This is a genomic window from Myroides sp. C6-3 (genome assembly GCF_050522425.1).
Lineage (GTDB): Bacteria > Bacteroidota > Bacteroidia > Flavobacteriales > Flavobacteriaceae > Flavobacterium.
Map to the genome: position 1 here is coordinate 21,838 of NZ_JBMVQP010000006.1, position 22,758 is coordinate 44,595.

Consider the following 22,758-nt stretch of genomic DNA (forward strand, 5'->3'; position numbering starts at 1 on the left):
CATGGTTGTGATAACTCCACCTGACAACTACCGCAAAGAAATAAGCCTCGTCAATGAAATGTTGAATAGAGGCTTACCTCTTTTGCACGTACGAAAGCCCTCTTGGACTTTTGAACAACTGCAACTATGGGTAGAAAACATCAGTTATCAACATCGTCATCGGTTAGTTATCCACATTCCTCCTTCAGTTATTAACAACAAGGAAGAAGTTTTCAAACGATATCTAAGACTTATCAACAGTATAAAAGCTGATTTTGCCCACTTATCAACAACAGATTGTTCATTTGTTAATAACTATGAGAGAAATCTCCCCTATTTATCAACAAGTGTTCATAACGTTGCGGAATACGTTAAGTTATCAACAAAGCATAAACGCGTATTTATCAGTCCTGTATTTACGAGTATTTCTAAAAGTAGCTATCATCCAACAGTAGAATGGCAGCAGCAAATTCAACATTGGCCCTTTCCGACAATCTGTACCGTCGCTTTAGGTGGAATAACCCCAGCGCGTATTGGGACAATTCACACTATGGGTTTTGGCGACTTTGCGTTATTGGGCGCAATCTGGCACGCGGATGAGCCTTTAAAAATTTTTGATTTATGTTACAAACAAGACCAATTGCTTTTTCAATAGCAGGGTTTGATCCCTGTGGCGGTGCGGGATTACTCGCAGATATTAAAACGTTTGAAAATCACCAAGTATATGCCATGGGGATTCTCACGGCCAACACCACGCAGACAGAAGATCGCTTTGTTGCTATGCACTGGGAAAAACGCGACTGTATTCTCACCCAATTGGAAGCCCTTTTACAGCAATACATCCCTAAAGTCATTAAAGTTGGCATTATCCAATCTGGTGAAGACCTTTTGCTGTATTTAGAACTTATTAAACAATATGCTCCGCATGCTTTTATTATATGGGACCCTGTTTTGCGTTCAAGTACACAATTTGATTTCTCACAGGGAATGAGCCCAAAGACCCTATATACTATTTTACAGCAAATTGACCTACTCACACCAAACTATCTTGAAATCGATCGATTATCAACCTCGGCCATTTCCCCTATTGAAAAGGCCAAAGAACTCAGCCAACAATGTGCAATACTGCTTAAAGGAGGGCATGCTCCAAAGAGTAAAGCCGTTGATCAGCTAGTTATAGAAAGAACTGTACATTCTTTTCCCCCTACCCGTGTTTATCAAACAACCAAACACGGTACAGGCTGTGTATTATCCTCTGCTATTGGAAGCTATATCGCCTTAGGCTATTCATTACCCCAAGCAATACAAGCGGCAAAAAAATACATTGAAAAAATTATAAACTCTAATTCTACTTTACTCGCTTATCATGTTTAATACCGTACATTATATCAGTCAAGGCAACACACCCCAAGAGCAATTATACCACATCGAATCGATTTTAGATGCAGGACAATTATGGATTCAATTCCGCTTCAAAGAGGCACTTTCCTCAGTACGTTGGACGACAGCCGAACAAGTGAAAAAACTTTGTGATAGTTATAAAGCCACGCTACTTATTAACGATCATCCAGATTTAGCCCAAGCCATTGATGCAGATGGCGTCCACTTGGGTTTAACGGATTCATCTATAGCTGAAGCACGCCGAATGCTCCCCCATAAGATTATTGGAGGAACAGCAAATACGCTATTAGATGTGCAACAACGCATAACAGAAGGCTGTGACTATATTGGTTTAGGTCCCTTGCGATACACTACAACGAAGAAGAATTTAAGTCCCATTTTAGGTTTTGACGGTTATCGCCATATTCTAACCAATCTCACAGAACAAGAGAAAAAAACGCCAATTGTCGCCATTGGAGGAGTTGTCCTTGCGGATCTCCCACATTTAGAACAGCTAGGATTATCGGGTGTGGCTATTTCCTCTCTACTCCATCAATCGCAAGAACCTCAACAAATTTTACAACAATTAAAAAACTATTTTTTATGACCCCTTTACACCTAGGAGATAAAACCTTTCATTCAAGATTATTCTTGGGAACAGGTAAATATGGCTCTCATGCGCTCATGGAAGCAGCGACATTGGCCAGCGAGACTCAATTCATAACGGTTGCCTTAAAGCGCTTAGATTTAGCCCATGAAAACGACCAATTACTCGCACACCTAAACCATCCACACCTCGATTTACTTCCCAATACCTCAGGTGCTAGAACTGCAAAAGAGGCTATTTTAGCAGCGCAGTTAGCCCGCGAAGCCTTAGAAACCAATTGGGTGAAGGTTGAGATTCATCCTGATCCAAAATACTTACTCCCCGATCCTATAGAAACGCTACTTGCAACAGAAGAATTAGTAAAACAAGGCTTTTTTGTTCTTCCTTATATCCACGCAGATCCTGTTTTGTGCAAACGCTTAGAAGAAGTAGGAACCACCGCTGTTATGCCTTTGGGCGCCCCCATTGGTACAAATAAGGGATTAAAAACCTTAGATTTTTTGGAAATCATCATTGAAAACAGTCGAGTTCCTGTTATCGTCGATGCGGGAATAGGTGCTCCTTCGGATGCAGCCAAGGCAATGGAACTTGGTGCAGATGCAGTTTTAGTCAATACCGCCATTGCCGTTGCTGGAGACCCAATACAAATGGCTAAAGCATTTCAACAAGCAGTTGTCGCAGGACGCATGGCTTACGAAGCTCAATTGGGAGCCATCCAGAACCACGCTACTGCCTCTAGCCCCTTAACTTCATTTTTGTATCAATAGCTATGACGTTTTACGATATTTACATGACCTATTCTTGGACCTCTATTCACCAACAAATAGAGGATACCACAACAGAACAAGTCAAACAAAGTTTGTATAAATCCAAGCGAAATCTCACCGATTTCCTCCATCTTATTTCGCCCGCAGCTCGTCCGTTCTTAGAAGAAATGGCGCAGATCAGTCAGCAGCTCACCCACAAGCGATTTGGCAAAACCATTCAGCTCTATACCCCCATGTATCTCAGTAATGAATGCCACAACATTTGCACCTATTGCGGTTTTAGTATTGATAATAAAGTTCGACGAAAAACACTAACCGCTATCGAAATTGAACGAGAAGTAAACTTACTGAAAGGTCAAGGTTACGATCACATTTTATTGGTAACAGGTGAAGCCAATCACACCGTAAACCTCAACTATTTTGAACAAGTAATTAAGCAAATCCGCCATTCATTCTCAACACTATCTATGGAAGTACAACCCTTAGAACAAGGAGAATACGAAGTACTCGCTCAATTAGGGGTATATGCTATTTTGGTCTATCAAGAAACCTATCACGAAGCCGTGTACAAACAGTATCATCCCAAGGGGAAGAAATCTAATTTTCGCTATCGCCTAGAAACTCCAGATCGAATTGGTCAAGCAGGCATTCACAAAATAGGCCTTGGCGTACTACTCGGTTTAGAAGATTGGCGTGTGGATAGTTTTTTTACAGCCTTACATCTGGATTACCTTCAAAAGAAGTATTGGAAAACTAAATACTCCATTTCCTTTCCTCGATTACGCCCTGCCGAAGGCAATGTAGAGCCTAATTTTAGTATGGAAGACCAAGACTTGCTTCAATTAATGTTTGCCTATCGCCTTTGGAATGAAGACGTTGAACTCTCCATATCCACGAGAGAAAGTGAGCATTTTCGCAATCACATCATCGGGCTAGGTGTTACCTCGATGAGTGCGGGTTCAAAAACAAACCCAGGCGGATACAGCGTGGACCAAGATTCACTGGCGCAATTTGAGATCTGTGACAATCGCACTACAGAAGAAATCTATCAACTAATCAAATCCAAGGGATATGAACCCATTTGGACAGATTGGCACGCGAGTTATGCTAACTTTTTATTGTCGTAATATGTTAGAAGTACACGATTTTTTACGCTACAGTCGACCGATGAACTTAAATGAAGTTGGTGTCGAAGGACAGGTAAGGATAAAAAAGGCAAAGGTATTAGTTGTCGGTGCTGGGGGATTGGGTTCACCCATTCTCACCTATTTAGCTGCTTCTGGTGTTGGACATTTGGGTATTGTCGATTTCGATCGTGTAGAAATACACAATCTACACCGTCAAATTCTATTTCGTGAAAGTGATATTGGTCAATACAAAGCAACACTTGCTGCAAACCATATTAGGCAGCTGAACCCGCATATAAAAGTAGAGCTATATCAAGAAAAATTAACAGCGGCTAATGTTCAACGTATTTTTGAGTCCTATGAATACATTGTCGATGGAACAGACAACTTCGCCACGCGTTATCTTGTCAATGACGCTTGTGTACAATTCGATAAAACGCTTATTTATGGGACAATCATGGGATTTCAAGGACAATTAGCCGTTTTCAACCATCGTCAATCCAAAGATTTACGCGCCCTTTTTCCAGAAGCACCCGATCCAAATGATGTTCCGAATTGCAGCTTGAATGGCGTACTAGGGACCTTTCCGGGAATTATTGGTACAATGATGGCACAAGAAACACTTAAAGTCATCCTAGAGCAAAACCCATTACACAATCAGTTAATTATCATCGATACATTCAACTGGAAAATTCAAACGCTGCGCTTTTAGCGTTTGGATTTTCTTTTATTTTCTCTCACGCAAATACGTCATATATTGAGCACGAGGAATTTCAACGGCGCCTAATAAATCTAGATGCGGGTTGTACACTTGACAATCTAATAGGCGATACTCCTCTTCTTTTAATTTTTGAATCAACCGATGGAAGGCTACTTTACTCGCATTAGAAACCAAAGAAAACATACTTTCTCCACAGAAAACTCGCTGACCGATATCCACACCATATAATCCACCGACAAGTTGTCCTTCTTGCCACACTTCTACGGATTTAGCATACCCCAACTGATGGAGTTCACAATAAGCTTCTAGCATTTCATCGGTGATCCACGTTCCATTTTGTCCTTGTCTTTTTACCTGCTGACACTGTTTAATGACATCCTTAAAGCAGGTATTAAACGTCACTTGAAATAGATTTCTATTCAGTATGTTTCGCATACTCTTCGAAGGCTTAAATGATAAAGGATCAACGACCATTCGCGGATCTGGTGCCCACCAAGTGATTGGTTCCCCCTCTTCAAACCACGGAAAAACGCCCTGTTGATAAGCCAAGAGCAACCACGGTGCAGTGAGTGCACCACCGATGGCTAGAATTCCCGATTCATGCGCCGTTTCAACAGGCGGAAAAGATAAGTACTGAGGGTTTAAAATGGCAATCATAGTGAAAAAAAATCCCCAATCTGTTGATTGGGGATAACTATTATTTAGAATGGTAAATCATCGTGATCCTCTTCCGTGAATGACGGTGCTGGAGGGAATTGTGGAGTTTGAGGTGCTTGCGGTGCTTGTTGTGCAAACTGATTTGGCGTACCTTGATTACCTTGGTAATTTTGGTTGAATCCACCTGCTTGTTGCGCAGGTTGCCCCATAGTTGGTTGTTGCATATATTGATTTTGCATCGGCTGTCCCATTGGTTGACCCATTCCTTGTGCAGGCATGTTTCTTTCAATTCTCCATCCTTGAATTGTATTGAAGTATCTCACTTCACCTTGTGGAGAGGTCCACTCTCTTCCTCTTAAATTAATCGATACCTTTACAGGCTCTCCAACTTGAAAACTGTCTAATAAATTTACGCGATCTTGTGTAAACTCGATTAAAATATCTTGTGGATATTGTTCTTCAGTAGTAACCACAACTTCTCTTTTTCTGAAGCTTGAGCTAATATCTTGTGGTTGCCCAATCACCTTAATTCTTCCTATTACTTCCATTATATCTTTTTTTTCCTGATTGTTACTTTGCTACTATCATATTCCAAGCCAAAGGTACATTATTTTCCTCTAAATACTTTTTAGCTTGTTGAAATTTCTTTTCCAAATTACCGGAAGCTACGATTTGTTTAGCTTCTGGATTTTGATCTAAAAAGGCTTGTACTTCCTCTTCTGTTGGCAAATGTTCAACATTACCTAAAATCCCCAAATCATTACCCGAAAAAATGCCGCTATCGATAACTTCTTGTGGAATAATATCCACACCTAATCCCAAAGTAGTCAATGGCTTTTCAACCTCAAACATTCCCCTATTAGAACGGCTATACCAATTGCCTCCCATACGAGAAACTAAATCAATTTTGTGCTGATCAATCCCTCCTTTTTCATTTAGGATTGCTTCGTCAAGGTGCATTTTTACCACTTCACATATCACGAGATTTCCTGCCCCTCCTTCTGTTCCTAATCCTATAACTTCTTGAACGATACACTCAAATTGCACAGGACTTTCTTTTACGCGGAAAGGTCGAACTTCTTCCGACTCTATCATCGTAAATCCCGCTTTCACGAATTCATTCACTCCATCTTTATACTCCGTACTTGACAATGATGTTTGTTGCACCATATCGTAATTAACCACGTTAATCACTACTTGCATTGTAGCTTGAACGTTGAATAACGTGTGTTTACACGTATTATCTCGAACGCGTCTAGACGGTGAAAAAACTAAAATCGGAGGATTAGCGCTAAACAAATTAAAAAAGCTAAAAGGCGATAAGTTTGGTTTTCCATCAGCATCAACTGTACTAGCTAAAGCAATGGGTCTCGGCCCTACAGACCCTTGTAAAAAACCTTGCAATTCAACAGTTGAAATATCTTTTGGGTTTATTGTTTTCATTTTTTTTCTTTCTTTTGGTAGAAAAGTAAAGGTAGTAAAAGCAGATTGAACCACAAAAAAACAAAGCATTGAAAAAGCAGATGTAGCAGATTTATAACCCCATTTATTTTAATTATCTTTAAACCTTAAATCGACCATTACTTTGACTATTAAAAGAGAAATCATTCGTTGGACATTAATTGCGACAGCCTTTGTTGTTCTATTGCTTATCCTGTGGAATACCTATTCTTTTTTTCAAACGTATAAAGAAGAAGAGCGCATTAAAATGGAAATTTGGGCTACTGCTTCTAACACGTTGAACGAAGCAAATCCACTAGATACTAATTTAGAGCTTCCGCTATTGATTCTCACCAATAATACCACAATCCCGATTATTCAAACCAACGAACAGGACAGCATTTTATCTATGGTCAATGTTCCGTTAAAAGTACAACAAGACGACCAAGAAGCCGTTCTATTTTTGCGTAAACTAAAAAATGAAAATGCTCCAATTGAAGTCGAAATAGGAAAGAAAAAACAGTATTTGTACTATGGAAACTCTTCCTTACTACTCAAACTAAAGTATTACCCTCTTGCTTTAATTTTGATTTTTATTTTCTTTACTGTACTGATCATTATTTTTTACCGCAGCAATAAAATAGCCGTTCAAAATCGCTTATGGACGGGTATGGCAAAAGAGACGGCTCATCAAATCGGAACTCCTTTATCGTCTTTATTAGGTTGGATTGAAATCATGAAATTAGAGGAAGTAAATGAATCTATCATAGAAGAGATAAGCAAAGACGTTAAGCGCTTACAAACGATTGCAGATCGCTTTTCTAAAATTGGATCCAAGCCACAATTGTTCCCCCTCGATTTAGTTGGTGAAACGCAAAAAACGTATGCGTACTTTCAGCAAAGAGCCTCCAAACAGATTGCGTTTGAATTCGCCTCACCCATGCGCGAAATCCCCGTATTTCTAAATCCCGAATTACACAGCTGGACCATCGAAAATTTGATTAAGAATGCCATTGACGCTACCAAGGGAAAAGGACAAATAGCAGTGACGATTACAGAAACCGATCAATTCGTTCAGTTGTTTATTTCAGATACCGGTAGTGGGATTCCCAAAAATAAATTCAACAAAATATTCGAACCAGGCTATACCTCCAAAAAACGAGGATGGGGCTTGGGGTTATCGCTCTCGAGACGCATTGTAGAGGAATATCAAAATGGAAAAATTAGAGTTCATCACTCCGAGATTGGCAAGGGAACTACATTCGTAATTGTGTATAAAAAAGTGGAGAGCTAAGGATCTTTATGCTTTGGCAAGCAAGAAGACCTCTTCCAGTTGGAGGCGTTCTATTTTTTATTCGAAGAAGCCACTAAGCTCATCCACAAACAAAAAACAAAAAAGCAGTAAAAACGGGTGTTTCTACTGCCTTTATTTTATTCTCTACGCTTCTCTTTTTAAGGAAAGATTAGAGGTATTGTTGTACTTTTTTTACTACTTCTTCAAACTCCGCAGGACTTAAAGCTTCCTTTTTACTAAAACGAATATCATCCATGGTCTGCAAAGGAATTAAGTGTACATGCACATGGGGTACTTCTAATCCTACCACTGACATCCCTACTCTCTTACATGGAACAGCCTGCTCTAAAGCTTTTGCAATCTTTCTAGAGAATTTCATCAATTCTAGATAATGATCTTCTTCCATATCGAAGATTTTATTAATCTCTTGTTTAGGGATACACAACGTGTGTCCTTTAGCATTTGGATTGATATCTAAAAAAGCTAAAAACTGATCGTTCTCAGCTATTTTATAAGCTGGAAGTTCTCCATTGATTATTTTAGTGAAAATTGAACTCATACTCGCGTTGTTTTAAAGTTAATCTCTTGATATTTCAAGAATCTCAAAATTCATTTGTCCGTTAGGAACTTTAATCTCTGCTACTTCACCCACAGATTTTCCTAATAGTCCTTTTCCAATAGGAGAAGTTACAGAAATTTTACCTGCTTTCAAATCAGCTTCACTTTCCGCTACTAACGTATAGGTTAAAATCATTCCATTAGATTGGTTTTTAATTTTAACAGTAGAAAGTACTAATGCTTTTGATTCGTCTAATTGAGACTCATCAATAATTCTTGCACTAGCCACTACCTCTTCCATTTTAGCAATTTTAAGTTCCAGTAACCCCTGTGCTTCTTTTGCAGCATCATACTCCGCATTCTCCGATAAATCCCCTTTGTCTCTTGCATCAGCAATTGCTTGTGATGCTTTTGGACGCTCTACACTTTTTAACTGCTCTAATTCATCCTTTAGCTTTTTCAGCCCCTCAGCAGTGTAATACGAAATTTTACTCATAATTAACTGGTTTATATAAATAGAAAAAATCCCATAAAACGGGATTTTCTGGTGCGTAAAAATATTTTTATTATTTATTTAAATAAATTATCTACTCTTGTAAGGTTTACTTGTCAAAGTTAATTAATTAAATTTGTTTTACAAATAATTTATGTAATGAAAAATATTTTATTCTTAACCATTGTGCTATTATTTGCTCTAGGTTGTTCTAACGATAGCAATAGATCTTCTAATCCGTATTTGCCCAATCAAAATGTAAATTTGAGAATTCCATTGGTATTGGCTAATAACCTGACGCAACCTGGAGGGGTACACGTCGATCGCTCTGCACAAGCGGGTATTTCTGGTGTAGCGATCTACTCTCGAGATGGGTTAAACGAATATTATGCATACGAATTAACCTGTCCGAATCACCGCATACAAGCTGATGGTTCTTCAATCTTAATTCAAGATCCCAAAAGACCTTCTTTCTTTTACTGTAATGCGACACAGCTACACGAAGGAGAAAAAGTATATTACAGCATTGATCTCGGTTTTTGGGGTAGACCCGTAGATAAAAAACTAGAGTATACATTAAAGTCGTATCCTGTAACACGAGAAGGCGAAACCGTCGTTGTTCGATACTAAGTGTTCCTTATAGAAAACGCCCAAACATTTTTCTTGTTTGGGCGTTTTTATGCTTTAAAATTTCAACGTTAATCCGGCTAAGATATTAAAAGTCGCTTGTGGATAATATCCTGCTCCATCAATCATAACCCCTTTATTATTCTCACCCTCAACATAATCTGACCAATAATATCCGTTAGAAATATAGTTGACATCGAAGATATTATTCGCTAAGACAGACACTCCAATACTTTTAAACCACTTTTTCACTGGAAACTCGTAGCTCACACTTAAATCATTTACGAAGTACGAATCGAGTTTGGAGTTTTTCGCTTCAATATTTGACATATACTGTTCGCCTACAAATTTTGTTAACAGCGTTATACTCATTCCCTCCATTGGCATATAAGTCAAAGCATTTGAGGCGATAAAATCGGGTGAAAAAGCAATTGATTTCGTTCCAAAATACTGCATTTCACCTTCCCATAAGTAATACAAGTTTTTATTTTTGTTTGAACTGATGGTAAGACTTGGACTCCAGTGTAATTTTTCTATCAGTTTTACATTCGCATCAATTTCAATTCCAAAGCGATAACTATCTTCGATATTTTCACGCACCGATGCTCCAACGTCGTTTAATTCACCTGTTAGTACCAACTGGTCTTTGTACTTCATGTAAAATGCATTGACATTAACAGTTGCATTAGGGGTATTCAATCTCCATCCTAGTTCAAAATCATCCAATTTTTCAGCTTTAGGCATTTCATTTTGCACTTTTCTGCCTTCATAATCATTGCGGTTGGGTTCTTTATTCGCTCTCGCATAAGAGAAATACAGCTGATTTTCATCGTTCACCTGGAAAGTTACTCCCGCTTTTGGATTAAAAAAGTTGAATTTATCGTTGACTAACCCCGTATCTAACCCATTCGCTTCATAGGTTACTCGACGGTATTGCATATCGCCATATAAACTCCATTGTGCCGCAAATTGCCATGTTGCCTTAGCAAAGAAATTTAAATCGGTTTTTACCGCATGATCGCGATAATATTCTTGTTTATAGTCAAAATTCACAGGTTGTTTGACCCATAGTAGGGTTCCGAAGTGATCTCCTTCATATTTATTTGCCCCACCACCTAAGACAACTTGCAGCTTGTCTGTTTTGTAGTTTGTATTAAATACCATACCGTAAAAATGGTTATCTAAAGCTTTACGGCGAATTAAATCCGTTTGATTCACTTCTTCTCCATTGACAAAAATAGGGTCTAATCCATAATCGAGAAAAGCTTGTTTTCTTTTGTAATTCTCGTAATAGCCATATCCTTTGGTATAGTGGAGAGAAACATTCGAACTCCATAGATCTGACCATTGTTCACTCCAATGAAGTTGATAGTGATCTTGCTTGTAGTTATCTGTTTCATTGTTGTAAAACAGCGTATTCCCTTGATCGTCTTTGTATTTCCCTGCAGGATTATAGCGTCTTCCATATTCATCCATCTCTTCTTGCGTCACTCCATTCCATGCTTGGTACGTTTTTTGCTTCCCTCCGAAAACCAATGCTTTAATCAATGACGTGTTGCCTACATAAACTCCTTGTAAGAAATACGATTTTAGATCCGCAGAAGCGCGATCAACATAACCATCTGAATGCACATCCGAAAGACGTCCAGCGATTTCAAATTTATCGTTAATCAGTCCTGTACTAAATTTTACGGTTGATTTTCGCGTGTTATAACTACCAAAAGAGTTTGCGATTTCGCCTGTTGCCTCTTGAGCATAGTCATCGGTTTTTAGGTTTAAACTCGCGCCGAAAGCCCCTGCACCATTGGTTGATGTACCAACACCGCGCTGTAGTTGTAAGTTTTGAACAGAAGAACCAAAATCGGGCATATTAACCCAAAAAGAACCGTGAGATTCTCCGTCGTTATATGGAATTCCGTTTAGGGTTACATTGACGCGCGTAGCATCAGATCCGCGTACTCTAAAGCTCGTATATCCTATTCCATTTCCCGCATCAGTTGTAGTAACGACAGAAGTCATATTGCCCATTAAAACAGGAATATCTTGTCCTAAATTGCGTTTAGCAAGTTGCTTTTTCGATAAGTTTTCGTAGGCAATTGGTGATTTCTCATCCACGCGTACTGCTGATACTACAATTTCGTTCAGCGCAGTTTTTTGGATAGAATCTTGTTCCGTTTTGTGTTGTGCTAAGCTAGGTATGGTTGCACCTAAACATAAACTGACGATAAATAATGAATTTACAGTTACTTTTTTCATTCGTAAAAATACTTTCACAAATAAAAGGGGCAATTATTGTTTGATTAATAATTACACTTTCCCATGCAACGTAGTGACTTGCATTGTTTCCCTTGGCAGCATTACCTGCCCAGGTTCTACGGGTATGATCTCAGCCTGTCTAGGCACCCCTTTGAGATTTGAACTGCAAATATAGACAGTATTATTTAGAATAAAAAACAACTATTTTGCGCAAAATATCAATTATGCACTTCCCAATAAAAATAAAAAAAACACCTTATAAAGACAGAAAATTCAAACTTTACCGTACGCTAAAATGCAATCTACTCCAAAGAATTACATAATTCGCTTTCTCAAGCTTTTCTTTAAGGAGAGCTTTTTATTACTTTCTTGGTTTTTACGACGTACACTTTTAGGCACCTTCGTTTCTTTTCTGATTTTCTGTTGTACTAAAGCTACTTTAATTAGCGCTAAGAGTTTCTGTATGACAATTTCTTTATTCTTTACTTGGCTCCTTGTATCTTCAGCACTCAAGATGATCAAGCCCTCTTTGGACAAATAGTTCGCTAATTTCTTTTCTACCCTGCTTTTTTCTTCTGCATTCAACAACGATGATGCAACTAAATTCCAAAAAACAACAACTTTAGACGACACTTTATTGACATTTTGTCCTCCAGCACCACTACTTCGAACTGCTTTAAACTCCAGTTCTTTGATCAATTCTTGTTTATCCATTACTTGTTTCTGACTTTAAAATTTTATACCAAGAGATATAGGCTTGAATGACTAAGAGTGTAAAAATAATAAACTGAATAGCTAAAATTCCCAATCCTCTATAAGCATAAAGAGGGACAGAAATAACATTACCTATCAGCCACATGCTCCAATTCTCTATCTTTTTTAACGCCATATAATACATCCCCAAAAAGAAAACCCCAGACGTCAAGATATCGATGTAATTTTCTGGAGCGATCGGCGTATCTGTTATACGATACACGCCGTAAACAAGAGCAATTGTCACCACAAATACGACACCGCCAATTCCCTTTTCCCTTTGATTCGTACGGCTAATCTTCACAAGCTGATCTCCACCTTTCATTCTAGACCAATTATACCACCCATACAAGCTCATACAAGAGTAATAGGCATTGAGAATCATATCACCGAGATAACCTGCTAAATAGAGCAAATAAACGGTTATCACTGTTGCTATTAAACCCGTTGGATAAACTAGGATATTTTCCCTTCCAGCATACCAAACGCTCAAAATACCAAAAATAAAGACAATACTCTCTAATCCTATATTGAGCCAGCTCGTATCGCGATAAGCGCCAAAGAAAAATTCAATCATCTGATATACGATAAAAAAAGCCATACGGTTGGTATGGCTTTTCGATATACATTAGTTTACTTAACTATTTCTACTCATTAAAATTCTAAGGATATACCAGAATAATAACATTAACGAAGCAAACAAACTTAACGCTGCAGGAACATATTGATCTGCGGCATATTCGTTTTTAATTTGCCATGTGGAATAAAGAATAGAACCTGACGCTAAAGCAACCATAGCCAAAGAGAACCAAAGTCCTAAATCAAATCCAAATAACATTCCCGCTACAATCGTCCCTAAAGCGAGAAAAAAACCAATTGTAAGGATTGAACGCATAAAAGAGAAGTTTGCATTTGAACCAAACACTACCCCTGTAAGTCCTAAGAACAAAGCTAACGTAAGTACACCTGCTTGCACGATCAGTGAGGAATCACCTGTCATGCTTAAAGCAATATACAAGATCGGTACAAACAAAAACGCTTCTGCTAATACGTACAGCATAAATCCAGCGTATTGTTGCGGTTTATTTGCTGTTTTATAGGTAAGCCCTTGTGCAAACCAAGTAACTCCCATAAACGCTCCCAAAATGATTAACCAAGAGAATTTACTCGTTGATAGCAGCTGAAGCATTCCATTAACGATAAAAGGCGTATTCAATAAAATAGTTTCAAAAACAATAAACGCAAGGACTCCTAAAGCTAAGTTTCCATACGTACGGCGATAAAACTGTGCTTTCACTGCATCTGACTCGTGCGCAACAGCATAAATAGGTTGATTATCTTCCATAATTCTAATTTTTGGTGCAATTTACAAAAAACTGCGCAATTATACTTTTCTTTTTCCGCTACTAACAATCAAAACATAACCTTCTAGTTCGAATGATTGATAGGAGAACGATGCAACAAAATCTCCTTTGTGAATTTGTGCTTCTTGTGCCTCTACATCAACATTCATATCTTGAGCAAAACTCAAGCTTCTAGAATTACACATTTTATAAAGGGCTTCTTTTACAGACCAAATTTCTGTAAAGTAATCCCTTTCGGCCGATCCTTCGATTGGCGACAACTTCAATTCGTTCGCATTGCAGAATTTATTTTTAAGTCGAACAACTTTATCGCGTTTGTATTCGATATCAATCCCAATATTTTCTTCGCTGATCGCCACTAAAGCATAATCAAACGAATGTGAGATTGAAATATAGTGTCCCGAACGCAAGCTTGGTTTGCCCTTTTCGTCATAAAGCAGGTCATCATCATCCCTACCGATTTGCTTCAAGACCTGACGCACCGCAAAAAAAGCTTTTTGGTGCTGTTCAATCTTTTTCTTCGCTAATCGCTTTTGGCTTTCCTCTGATAAAGTAAGGCCTTGTTGGAGCTGCGTCAACGATTCTGTGATATGCCAAACATATACAGTTCCATTTTCTACAGCTATTTCTTTTACTACTCCCATAACTACAATGCCAGCATAAACGCACTGGTCTCGAATGCGTACAAAAATACGACAATGTTAGCAACAAAAAAAAAGAGCCGCTTTTGCGACTCTTTAATTATTTCACACGTTGGTAATATATTCTGACACGCATATTAACAGTGACATATTTATTTTCTCCAACCGTACTCGGTATCTGACGACTAACAGTTCCTTGAAGAACCATTCCTGCATCATCAATAGTAGCAATAATATACTCTTGTCTTTCTTCACCATTATCGATTACTAATCTGCGGTGATCCATCATTTTCCAACGATAGGCGTTAGGCATATAGCGCGAATTACAATCGTCTGTATCAAGATCAAGGTAATAAGCTAGATAATTAATAGAATTAGAGGTAAGAAAATCTAAGACATCGTATTCACAATGTTCCGCTGCTTTTAAGCTAACTGTTTCTACAAGCTTACTTCCTTCAAAGCGTTCTTCTTTAATTAACAACCACTTTCCGTAAAGCTGATCATCAAAGCTTTTGCCTTTATTCGAATCGTCACTTTTTGAGCAACCGAAAACGAATAGCAATGAAAATAACCAAAATACTTGTTTCATCATTCATTCAATTTTAAAAGATAAAAGAGGGAAAATTCCCTCTTTTACTATTTTGGATTTAGATTAATCTTAGAATTTATATGTATCCATTACTACTCCACCACAATATATAGTCACAACTTTATTTGTGAACTTAACGTTATAGGTTTGTTCTTTTAACATTAAATCACCGTAACCGAATAATTCATCGTGTAATTCCTTTATGTTATTAGGCACGTTTGACGTTGCCCAACTACCATTTGACATTTTTCCAGACTTACCTGTATCTGTCAATCTAGCAATATAAGTAAAATTCCCACTTGGTGTTTGGTATTCAATTTCAACACTACTTCTTCCAAATTGAAATTGGATACGATCAAGAGCAATTGGTCTAATTAATCTAAGGAATTTCTCAGAATTACTAGGAGCACTCATTAAGTGTTCTTTAATAAATCCTGTACCCGTATTTCTATTAGCAAACATGTAGCTTTTATATTCATCCGTCCACACCTCAGGATACTTTACGTTTTTAATCTTAACTGCAGTACCAGAACCATTTGAAGAAACGAATTCTTTTGTACTTTCATTCCAATTAAAATCACTGAACTGTTCACCGTCTACATCAATTGCAGGTTGAACATATAGTCCTGTGTTTGTAAATCCAATTCCTACACCTTTTTTCCCAGGTATTAAGTCTTGTGAATCACCAACGTTGAATTCTAAAAATCTCAATACTCCAGAATAAGTAGCATCATATTTAGTAACAACTCCTGCTTTATCAACTTCTAAGCTTCTAAAAATAGGGACATCTTCGTTCCCAATGTTTTTAATTGCTTCTTTTCTGTCTTCAAAGTTTTTCCAATCTTCGCTAGTAGCACGAACAAAACTCATATTTTTATTAATGTCTCTTGTACCTTTAAAGAAAATAGAATTTTCATCATGTCCATTGTATCTGTACTGAAACTCACCTTCAAAACCTTTAGCGATTCTAAGAGCAGATTTAGTAGGATCAGATAATTCATGGATCCAACTTTTGTCAACAAAAACTAAACTTGTCGTTCCTCTTAATTGGATTTCATATTCTGTTCTCAAAGCATTGAAACCTTCATCTGCGTGATCAGAAACCATAGTCACATGACCGTCTTCCTCAAAAGTCATTAAAAAGGTAAAACCACCTAATGCAGATTCTTGAGTAAAATATTGGAATTTCCAACCATCTTTAGCACCTACTAAAAGGTCTTTTAATTCTTTTGCTTGTTCTTGCTCGCGTTCAATAGGATTTTGTGAAAACACACCATCATCACTTTTACAAGAAACAATAGCTCCTGAAATCAAAAGAGATAATACTCCTATATTCAATAATCTTTTCATCATAATTTCTAATTTATAACTCTATATTAAAAATTCCCATTGAGAACATCATTTGTATTCTGTTCAGCACGATCTCTTAATTCCCAGAAATCGGTTCCTACGTGTTCTTGATAATACGATACAACTAAATCAACTTTAGCAAGGATATCAGCTTTAGCACTTGGAGATTTAATTCCAGCTAAAAACTCCTCCCACTCCACTTTAGTCTTCATTAAAATAAAAGAAGCTGTCTCAGCGAAGTCCTCATCGTAATTAGATCGAGCATAAGAAGTTACAAAACCTACTTCATTTGACTCTTCATCATCATACAAATACCAAGAACTTGTATATAAACCTCCTCTTGAAATTGCAGCCCATGCAACACGGTCAAAATCTTTAGTTTGGTTAAGAATGTGAACATACTCATGTTGTACTGTATGAACAAACTGACGAATACTTGCTAAATCATCATGTTTAACATAATCTGTATTAAATAATGTAATACGAGCTCCACCACCTGCTTCTCCCAAAGTGATCGTATTATCATTATTCACATTGTAACTACCGATTAAGTGAAATTGTCTAGGAGCAATTCGCTTCACTAATTTATCACCTTCTGCTGCTGCCTGAGCATAACTGTCTAACCAAATTTTCTTCACCATTTGAAGAGCTGGTTTAACATTTTCTTGCTTAGGAGGGAATAACACTTTATCATAGTAACCAAACGCTTGGTTCCATTTATAAGTGGCAGCAATATTATATGTCTCAGTGTAATTATCGTAAATCCATTGATCTAACTCACCTCTCTTTTCAGGAGTTAAATCAAACCCACTTGGGCCTAGGTCATTATCATTCTCACACCCTACTAAAGCAAGCCCTACAAGTGATAAAAAACCTATTTTCTTTAAATTTTTATATAAATTCATAAGAATCTCTTTTTAATTAATTATTATCGCGGATTAGCTTCTAAACCATTTGAAATAGCCATGTCAGGTAATTGAATTTGACGACGGTAATCGTCTTTTTTCAATACTTCTTCTCTAGCACTTCCCGCAATATTATAGTGAGTAACCTCAATATTAAAACGTTTAACATCAAACCAACGTTGTCCTTCTAAGTGTGAATCTCTTCTTCTCAAATCTACAAGAAAATCCAAATATGCTTTTTGTGAGCTAGATAAATTAGCAGCGTAAAATGGTTCAGTATTTGCTGTTGGAATATAATCCAAAATCATCTTCTCTGTAACCTTTCTTGAAGCCGTATCATCTAAAGTATGTTTCTTAACCCAAGTATTGATCATTGTTAAAGCATCACCTAATTGATTTGCACCAATTAAAGCTTCAATACGATCTAAATACAACATATCATTTGAGAACAATACAATATTTGTATATCTATATCCTGTTTGATTTGTTGGATCTGTAACTTCAAAAGTTCTGTTGAATTTACCTAAACCAATAAACATTTTACTACCTGTATAACCATACTCACCATAATTCCATGATTTTTTATATGGATGTGAATCACTGCTAAACAAATATTCTGTAGCAGCTTTGGTAGTGAACGAATATCTATGCCCCGTATTATATGCTAGACCAGACATAACACTCGAAACTAATAAATTACTTACAGTTTCTGTTTTTGCATATTCTACTTGCGTAATATCTGGACCAACTGACTGATAATAATTGTAATCACGTAAAGATGATCCGTCTAATTTTAAGTCTGCGCTATACTCTAGTGCTTTATTGAAATCACCTTTAAATACATAAAACTTAGTAGCAAACGCTTTAGCAGATGCTAGCGTAAAGTGATATTTTGAAGTTGCATTAGAACGCTCTAAATACTTAATCAAACTCATTCCTTCTTCAATATCAGCATCAATCATATCATATACTTCTTGAACTGTATTTCTCTCATATTTAGGTAGTAATTCTTTTTCAACCACTTTCATATAAGGAACACCTAAATCACTAGAAGCTGTCACAGGATCATAGGCTTTACCAAAAATATTAACTAGCATAAAATGTGCATAAGCTCTAGCGATTAAAGCTTCACCCATATAACCTTTTAACTTTCTTAATTCTTTAGTATTTCCTTTAGTTTCTAAGTCTTCAGCAAGTTTCAAAGCTGACTCATAAGCAGTATTAGCTTGTGATATAGCGTTATAAGAAGAAAACCAAAAAAATGAAGGTGAGTCTTGACTTTCTGAACGAATATTTTCCCAAAAAAATGCTTCTGTATTTGATAAGTTCTCCAAGGTAATATTTTCACTATCCACAGCATTGTCACTCATAATATTAGCAAACTCAAAATGAGTTCCCTTTGCATAAGCCAAAGTCACAACCTCCCCAACTTTTTCAACAGAATCAATTTTCGTTCTGTTATCTGGTGCCTCATCTAAGAAACCACTACAGTTAACAAAAAACAACCCTATTAATAATCCTATTCCAATATTTATTTTTTTCATAATCTAAACAAATTTAAAATCCAACATTTAACGTTAATGTATATTGGCTAGTAACTGGCATTGCTACACCTCCACTTTGGAAGAATTCAGGATCTTGACCATTTAACTTTTTATCTGAATAGATTAACCATGGGTTTGTTGCCATCGCTCTCAAAGAGAAGTTAGTAAATCCAACTTTTTTCTTAAAGTGATCAGGGAATTCATAAGAAACAGAAATATTTTTCAATCTTACGAAATCTCCTTTTGCTATTCTAGCTGTAGAATAGTTATAAGCGTTGTAAGCTACAGCTAAGCTAGAAGCACCATAGTTTCCTAACTGAGTTATGTCTGTAATTACTGGAATGTCAGTTCTATTCTCATCGCCTGCAATCATCCAACGATCGTTCATGTCTTTAGAGAACACATCTAGATCTGAATAAGTCGAAGAGAACATAGGGTTTAATCTAACTTTGTTTCCACCTGAAGCTACAAAGAACAAGTTAACGCTCCAGTTTTTGTATGTGAATGTATTAGAGAAACCTAATGTTTTATTTGGTTCTGAAGAACCTTCATATTTTAAATAATCTGTAATATTTTGAGAATCTTGAAAGTTAGCACCAGTAACATTATCTGTTTCTCCATTCGCCATAATAAAAGTTGGTAAACCTTCATTATTTAATCCTGTAAATTGGTAAGAGTATAAACTGTTACGCGGTTTTCCAACAACGTTTCCACCAATACCTTGAACTAAGTCAATAACTCTTGCTCTATTTTGTAAACTTGTAATTTCTTGTTTAAAAACTGAAGCATTAATTGTAGACGTCCATCTAAAATCTTCTGTTTTGATATTTGTTGTAGTAATACCAAATTCAAGACCTTTTAATTTCATATCTGCGTTATTTCCTAGTTTTTGTTGTTCACCTCCAACACCACTTGTACGAACGATATCAATCAAGTCAAATGCATTTCTTTGGTAAGCATCAAAAGCAATTTGAACTCTGTTATTGAACAATCCTAAATCAAAACCTAAGTTAAGTTCGTATTGCTTTTCCCAAGTCAAATCAGCATTCTGTAAAGCTTCAATTTCCAATCCATTTTCACGATTTCCTTGTAAATTACGGTAAGGAATTATACTTCTATAAATAGCAGCAGAGTTAGTAGCTGGTCCAGCATTAGCAGTTAAACCATAAGAAGCTCTTAATGCTAAATTACTAATTGTCTCATTGTCAATTAAGAATTTCTCTTGTTTTGCATTCCATTTCCCAGCAACAGTCCAAGTTGGCAACCATCTTGAAGATGAAGAATCACCTTGTCTGTTAGATCCGTCATAACGACCTGTTATAGCGATCGTATATCTATTATCAAATGTATATCCAACACGTGAAAAGAAAGCTAATGTACGTTCTCTTTCTTCAGCAAATGTAAAATACTGACCTCCATTATCGATCAATTTTTCTAAAGCAGTCATATTAGGGTAAGAAGTTAACCCTCTATCATACTGAACACCATGAGATAAAAAGTAGTCATTACTACGATTTACAACTCTCATCTCAGTACCACCAAATACATCAAGTTCATGTTTCTCATTAAACACGTCATTGTATGTAAAACTGTTTCTCAAATAGAATGACGTTAAGTCATTTGTAAAGTTTCTACGCATACCTCCATTAGGCATAACAGCAACTCCAGGTTTATTTGGATCGTTTGGATCTTTATATAAGTAAATATTTTGATCTCTTTCTACCGTATTAGTCGCAGCATTGTAAGCAGCAATTACGTTAGATGTTTCTGTCAAACTGTGTACGCGCTTTGTTGCAGCATAACGAGCAGCTCCATTCAAATTATACGTTACTTTAGGAGAAATCTTGTAATCCGCATCAATTTGAAAACGAATATCTTTTACATCAATATCCATATAGTTAGATTCTAACTCATTTAAAATATTGAAATCCGCCCAGTTACTTCTGTGATATTCATATTCACCATTATCTGTATAAGGACGTAATGTTCTACTTGTGTTTAACGCGTAGCTAAATGGGTTAATATCAAAATCACGAGATACTGCTCCATTTACAACGTCAACTTCTCCATCATATGTACCAGGCGCTTTTTGATCACGCACCGATCCATTTACTGAAAGAGCTAAAGTAAATTTATCATTGATAAAGAATGTATTCTTTAAGTTCATTGTCAAACGATGAACTTTATCAGCAACTGTCCATCCTGGATCAGCAAAATATCCAACTGAAGCAAAGTATGCATTATTCTTACCACCTCCAGAGAAACTCAATGAGTGACTTTGAGAAATTGCAGGTCTAAACAACGTTTTAAACCAATTTGTATTAGCTAACTCATGCTTTTGTAAGAATGTGTTTTTCCCTTGTCTATCATTGATGTATTGAAACTTATCCTCTTCTGAGTCATAGTTATTTACTCCTCTATAGTACATATTATAAACACCACCATATCTTCCATTCAATGAATTCGGATAAGTAATGTGTCCTTTGCGTTCTAATTCTTGGTAAACATCCATTGTTTTTTGAGAATTCATAATATCGTAACGTCCATAGTTAGGAACTGTACGAACAGTATTCTCCATTGAATATGAAATAGCTAAAGGACTTTCTTTACGACCTGATTTTGTAGTAATAACCACAACCCCATTCATCGCACGAGACCCATAGATAGCAGTAGCAGAAGCATCTTTTAAGATATCGATACTTTGAACATCATCCGCGTTTAATCCCGCGATTGCAGAACTCAATAACGTTTCTGAGTTACCAGAAGCTAAATCTTCGAAAGACACGTTTACGATATCTTCTTGTACCACACCGTCAATAACCCATAAAGGTTTTGTATCTCCCATAATAGAAGAAGCACCACGTACAGTAATTTTAGGAGCAGCTCCGAAAGTACCTGTAACGTTTTGTACCGTAACACCCGCAGCTTTTCCTTCGATCATTCTACTTACATCTGTAACACCATCAACTTTTAACTCTTTAGCTTCGATACGACTAACCGCACCCGCTTCTTTACGTTTTGATAAAGTTTGGTAACCTGTGTTAATTACCACTTCTTGCATCACTGCGCTGTCGTCCTTTAAAAGAACATTTACAACACTAGCTTTACCAACTTTTTTCTCAACTGTAACTGTCCCTACAAACTGGAATACTAAAACAGCATTCTCGTCTTTTACGTTAATAGAGTAGTTACCGTCGAAGTCGGTACCAACACCCTCTTGGGTTCCTTTAATTAACACACTAGCTCCTGGTAGACCTAACCCATCTTCACCAGTAACTTGTCCTGTAACCTTTCTACTTTGTGCAAACCCCTCATTTACCATTAGTAAGGCGGCTATAACAAAGAAGAAATGAAGTACAATTTTCCTCATGTTTTATTAATTTTAAATTGTTTAACAAACAAATAACAAAAAATCGACATATGCTAATTTTATGTTATTTTTTTACAATCTGAAAAAGTTAAAAAATGTACCGCCTTGTTTTGCAAGCAATTAGATAAGCACCTCTTAAAACCCAATCACAGCATGCAATATACAGCTTATCACAGCGAATAACAAAGTCTTAAAATATTGCACTATACATAAAAAAAAGGAGTTAACAAAACCAAAAGAAATACAAGTATCAAATAAAAACAGAAATTAAGTTAACAATAACTATAAAAAATATTAGAGCTACCTATTTTTCTTAAAAAAACATTTAACTAAAAT

The 22,758-nt window shown here is 36.7% G+C and carries 23 protein-coding genes; 8 read left to right on the forward strand and 15 right to left on the reverse strand.

Translation table 11 applies throughout. From position 1 onward, the window contains the following. Window position 1: 1 nt before the first annotated feature. From ACPDG9_RS03995 to ACPDG9_RS04020, 6 genes are read left to right on the forward strand one after another with little or no spacing between them, the layout of a single operon-like run. The gene (locus tag ACPDG9_RS03995) at window positions 2-634 is read left to right on the forward strand and encodes a thiamine phosphate synthase (RefSeq protein ID WP_430526472.1); all 633 of its coding nucleotides are present in this window, start codon (window positions 2-4) and stop codon (window positions 632-634) included. Continuing rightward, the gene (locus ACPDG9_RS04000) at window positions 601-1,353 is read left to right on the forward strand and encodes a hydroxymethylpyrimidine/phosphomethylpyrimidine kinase (RefSeq protein ID WP_430526473.1); all 753 of its coding nucleotides are present in this window, start codon (window positions 601-603) and stop codon (window positions 1,351-1,353) included. Before ACPDG9_RS03995 ends, ACPDG9_RS04000 begins: the two co-directional genes overlap by 34 nt. After that, on the forward strand, window positions 1,346-1,966 hold the full coding sequence (thiE, locus tag ACPDG9_RS04005) for a thiamine phosphate synthase (protein ID WP_430526474.1): 621 nt from the start codon (window positions 1,346-1,348) through the stop codon (window positions 1,964-1,966). The genes ACPDG9_RS04000 and thiE overlap by 8 nt, the downstream gene beginning before the upstream one ends. Continuing rightward, a complete protein-coding gene (locus ACPDG9_RS04010) occupies window positions 1,963-2,733 on the forward strand; it encodes a thiazole synthase (protein WP_430526475.1) in 771 nt (256 codons plus the stop codon). The genes thiE and ACPDG9_RS04010 overlap by 4 nt, the downstream gene beginning before the upstream one ends. 2 nt (window positions 2,734-2,735) lie before the next feature. Next, window positions 2,736-3,860 carry a 2-iminoacetate synthase ThiH gene (gene thiH, locus ACPDG9_RS04015; RefSeq protein WP_430526476.1) on the forward strand — a complete coding sequence of 375 codons (1,125 nt, stop codon included), beginning with the start codon at window positions 2,736-2,738 and terminating at the stop codon, window positions 3,858-3,860. Between the two features lies 1 nt (window position 3,861). Then, entirely contained in the window at window positions 3,862-4,572 is a 711-nt protein-coding gene (locus ACPDG9_RS04020) for a HesA/MoeB/ThiF family protein (protein WP_430526477.1), read from the forward strand. Between the two features lie 15 nt (window positions 4,573-4,587). Here ACPDG9_RS04020 and aat read toward each other — a convergent pair whose 3' ends face one another. The 3 genes from aat to ACPDG9_RS04035 are packed head-to-tail and all read right to left on the reverse strand — an operon-like array spanning window position 4,588 to window position 6,681. Continuing rightward, window positions 4,588-5,238, reverse strand: coding sequence for a leucyl/phenylalanyl-tRNA--protein transferase (gene aat, locus ACPDG9_RS04025; protein WP_430526478.1), 651 nt, complete (start codon window positions 5,236-5,238; stop codon window positions 4,588-4,590). Between the two features lie 44 nt (window positions 5,239-5,282). Next, window positions 5,283-5,786, reverse strand: a complete 504-nt coding sequence (locus ACPDG9_RS04030) for a DUF3127 domain-containing protein (protein ID WP_430526479.1) — start codon at window positions 5,784-5,786, stop codon at window positions 5,283-5,285. Window positions 5,787-5,808: 22 nt separating this feature from the next. Further along, the gene (locus tag ACPDG9_RS04035) at window positions 5,809-6,681 is read right to left on the reverse strand and encodes a flavin reductase family protein (protein WP_430526480.1); all 873 of its coding nucleotides are present in this window, start codon (window positions 6,679-6,681) and stop codon (window positions 5,809-5,811) included. 142 nt (window positions 6,682-6,823) lie between these two features. Between ACPDG9_RS04035 and ACPDG9_RS04040 the strand changes: the two genes are divergently transcribed. Continuing rightward, a complete protein-coding gene (locus tag ACPDG9_RS04040) occupies window positions 6,824-7,972 on the forward strand; it encodes an ATP-binding protein (RefSeq protein WP_430526481.1) in 1,149 nt (382 codons plus the stop codon). A gap of 169 nt (window positions 7,973-8,141) precedes the next feature. Here ACPDG9_RS04040 and ACPDG9_RS04045 read toward each other — a convergent pair whose 3' ends face one another. Then, window positions 8,142-8,531 carry an HIT family protein gene (locus ACPDG9_RS04045; protein WP_430526482.1) on the reverse strand — a complete coding sequence of 130 codons (390 nt, stop codon included), beginning with the start codon at window positions 8,529-8,531 and terminating at the stop codon, window positions 8,142-8,144. An 18-nt stretch (window positions 8,532-8,549) separates the two neighbouring features. Next, window positions 8,550-9,026, reverse strand: a complete 477-nt coding sequence (greA, locus tag ACPDG9_RS04050; RefSeq protein WP_182647310.1) for a transcription elongation factor GreA — start codon at window positions 9,024-9,026, stop codon at window positions 8,550-8,552. A gap of 156 nt (window positions 9,027-9,182) precedes the next feature. Between greA and ACPDG9_RS04055 the strand changes: the two genes are divergently transcribed. Next, the gene (locus ACPDG9_RS04055; RefSeq protein ID WP_430526483.1) at window positions 9,183-9,653 is read left to right on the forward strand and encodes a hypothetical protein; all 471 of its coding nucleotides are present in this window, start codon (window positions 9,183-9,185) and stop codon (window positions 9,651-9,653) included. Between the two features lie 54 nt (window positions 9,654-9,707). Here ACPDG9_RS04055 and ACPDG9_RS04060 read toward each other — a convergent pair whose 3' ends face one another. From ACPDG9_RS04060 to ACPDG9_RS04105, 10 genes are all read right to left on the reverse strand, one after another. Further along, window positions 9,708-11,906: a TonB-dependent receptor gene (locus ACPDG9_RS04060; RefSeq protein WP_430526484.1), complete on the reverse strand. Its 2,199-nt coding sequence runs from the start codon at window positions 11,904-11,906 to the stop codon at window positions 9,708-9,710. Between the two features lie 315 nt (window positions 11,907-12,221). After that, window positions 12,222-12,620 carry an alternative ribosome rescue aminoacyl-tRNA hydrolase ArfB gene (gene arfB / locus ACPDG9_RS04065; RefSeq protein WP_430526485.1) on the reverse strand — a complete coding sequence of 133 codons (399 nt, stop codon included), beginning with the start codon at window positions 12,618-12,620 and terminating at the stop codon, window positions 12,222-12,224. Continuing rightward, a complete protein-coding gene (gene pnuC / locus ACPDG9_RS04070) occupies window positions 12,613-13,236 on the reverse strand; it encodes a nicotinamide riboside transporter PnuC (protein WP_430526548.1) in 624 nt (207 codons plus the stop codon). The genes arfB and pnuC overlap by 8 nt, the downstream gene beginning before the upstream one ends. Before the next feature lie 60 nt (window positions 13,237-13,296). Further along, window positions 13,297-14,004 (reverse strand): Bax inhibitor-1/YccA family protein, encoded by a 708-nt coding sequence (locus tag ACPDG9_RS04075; RefSeq protein ID WP_430526486.1) that lies wholly within the window; start codon window positions 14,002-14,004, stop codon window positions 13,297-13,299. Window positions 14,005-14,043: 39 nt separating this feature from the next. After that, window positions 14,044-14,667: a 4'-phosphopantetheinyl transferase family protein gene (locus ACPDG9_RS04080; RefSeq protein ID WP_430526487.1), complete on the reverse strand. Its 624-nt coding sequence runs from the start codon at window positions 14,665-14,667 to the stop codon at window positions 14,044-14,046. Window positions 14,668-14,764: 97 nt separating this feature from the next. Then, window positions 14,765-15,256: a hypothetical protein gene (locus tag ACPDG9_RS04085; RefSeq protein ID WP_430526488.1), complete on the reverse strand. Its 492-nt coding sequence runs from the start codon at window positions 15,254-15,256 to the stop codon at window positions 14,765-14,767. Window positions 15,257-15,322: 66 nt separating this feature from the next. Continuing rightward, a complete protein-coding gene (locus tag ACPDG9_RS04090) occupies window positions 15,323-16,606 on the reverse strand; it encodes a DUF4302 domain-containing protein (protein WP_430526489.1) in 1,284 nt (427 codons plus the stop codon). A 23-nt stretch (window positions 16,607-16,629) separates the two neighbouring features. Continuing rightward, window positions 16,630-17,508 (reverse strand): substrate import-associated zinc metallohydrolase lipoprotein, encoded by an 879-nt coding sequence (locus tag ACPDG9_RS04095; protein WP_430526490.1) that lies wholly within the window; start codon window positions 17,506-17,508, stop codon window positions 16,630-16,632. A gap of 23 nt (window positions 17,509-17,531) precedes the next feature. Then, entirely contained in the window at window positions 17,532-19,052 is a 1,521-nt protein-coding gene (locus ACPDG9_RS04100; RefSeq protein ID WP_430526491.1) for a RagB/SusD family nutrient uptake outer membrane protein, read from the reverse strand. Window positions 19,053-19,065: 13 nt separating this feature from the next. Further along, entirely contained in the window at window positions 19,066-22,422 is a 3,357-nt protein-coding gene (locus tag ACPDG9_RS04105) for a SusC/RagA family TonB-linked outer membrane protein (RefSeq protein ID WP_430526492.1), read from the reverse strand. Window positions 22,423-22,758: the final 336 nt, after the last annotated feature.

Bases quoted from the DNA above. Each gene is read 5' to 3' on its own strand.
- thiE (WP_430526474.1), top strand. From the start codon at position 1,346: ATGTTTAATACCGTACATTATATCAGTCAAGGCAACACACCCCAAGAG.
- ACPDG9_RS04105 (WP_430526492.1), bottom strand. From the start codon at position 22,422: ATGAGGAAAATTGTACTTCATTTCTTCTTTGTTATAGCCGCCTTACTA.
- ACPDG9_RS04055 (WP_430526483.1), top strand. From the start codon at position 9,183: ATGAAAAATATTTTATTCTTAACCATTGTGCTATTATTTGCTCTAGGT.
- ACPDG9_RS04035 (WP_430526480.1), bottom strand. From the start codon at position 6,681: ATGAAAACAATAAACCCAAAAGATATTTCAACTGTTGAATTGCAAGGT.
- ACPDG9_RS04090 (WP_430526489.1), bottom strand. From the start codon at position 16,606: ATGATGAAAAGATTATTGAATATAGGAGTATTATCTCTTTTGATTTCA.
- arfB (WP_430526485.1), bottom strand. From the start codon at position 12,620: ATGGATAAACAAGAATTGATCAAAGAACTGGAGTTTAAAGCAGTTCGA.
- pnuC (WP_430526548.1), bottom strand. From the start codon at position 13,236: ATGATTGAATTTTTCTTTGGCGCTTATCGCGATACGAGCTGGCTCAAT.
- ACPDG9_RS04010 (WP_430526475.1), top strand. From the start codon at position 1,963: ATGACCCCTTTACACCTAGGAGATAAAACCTTTCATTCAAGATTATTC.
- ACPDG9_RS04030 (WP_430526479.1), bottom strand. From the start codon at position 5,786: ATGGAAGTAATAGGAAGAATTAAGGTGATTGGGCAACCACAAGATATT.
- ACPDG9_RS04045 (WP_430526482.1), bottom strand. From the start codon at position 8,531: ATGAGTTCAATTTTCACTAAAATAATCAATGGAGAACTTCCAGCTTAT.
- ACPDG9_RS03995 (WP_430526472.1), top strand. From the start codon at position 2: ATGGTTGTGATAACTCCACCTGACAACTACCGCAAAGAAATAAGCCTC.
- ACPDG9_RS04085 (WP_430526488.1), bottom strand. From the start codon at position 15,256: ATGATGAAACAAGTATTTTGGTTATTTTCATTGCTATTCGTTTTCGGT.
- ACPDG9_RS04020 (WP_430526477.1), top strand. From the start codon at position 3,862: ATGTTAGAAGTACACGATTTTTTACGCTACAGTCGACCGATGAACTTA.
- ACPDG9_RS04100 (WP_430526491.1), bottom strand. From the start codon at position 19,052: ATGAAAAAAATAAATATTGGAATAGGATTATTAATAGGGTTGTTTTTT.
- ACPDG9_RS04060 (WP_430526484.1), bottom strand. From the start codon at position 11,906: ATGAAAAAAGTAACTGTAAATTCATTATTTATCGTCAGTTTATGTTTA.
- ACPDG9_RS04000 (WP_430526473.1), top strand. From the start codon at position 601: ATGTTACAAACAAGACCAATTGCTTTTTCAATAGCAGGGTTTGATCCC.
- greA (WP_182647310.1), bottom strand. From the start codon at position 9,026: ATGAGTAAAATTTCGTATTACACTGCTGAGGGGCTGAAAAAGCTAAAG.
- ACPDG9_RS04095 (WP_430526490.1), bottom strand. From the start codon at position 17,508: ATGAATTTATATAAAAATTTAAAGAAAATAGGTTTTTTATCACTTGTA.
- ACPDG9_RS04075 (WP_430526486.1), bottom strand. From the start codon at position 14,004: ATGGAAGATAATCAACCTATTTATGCTGTTGCGCACGAGTCAGATGCA.
- thiH (WP_430526476.1), top strand. From the start codon at position 2,736: ATGACGTTTTACGATATTTACATGACCTATTCTTGGACCTCTATTCAC.
- aat (WP_430526478.1), bottom strand. From the start codon at position 5,238: ATGATTGCCATTTTAAACCCTCAGTACTTATCTTTTCCGCCTGTTGAA.
- ACPDG9_RS04080 (WP_430526487.1), bottom strand. From the start codon at position 14,667: ATGGGAGTAGTAAAAGAAATAGCTGTAGAAAATGGAACTGTATATGTT.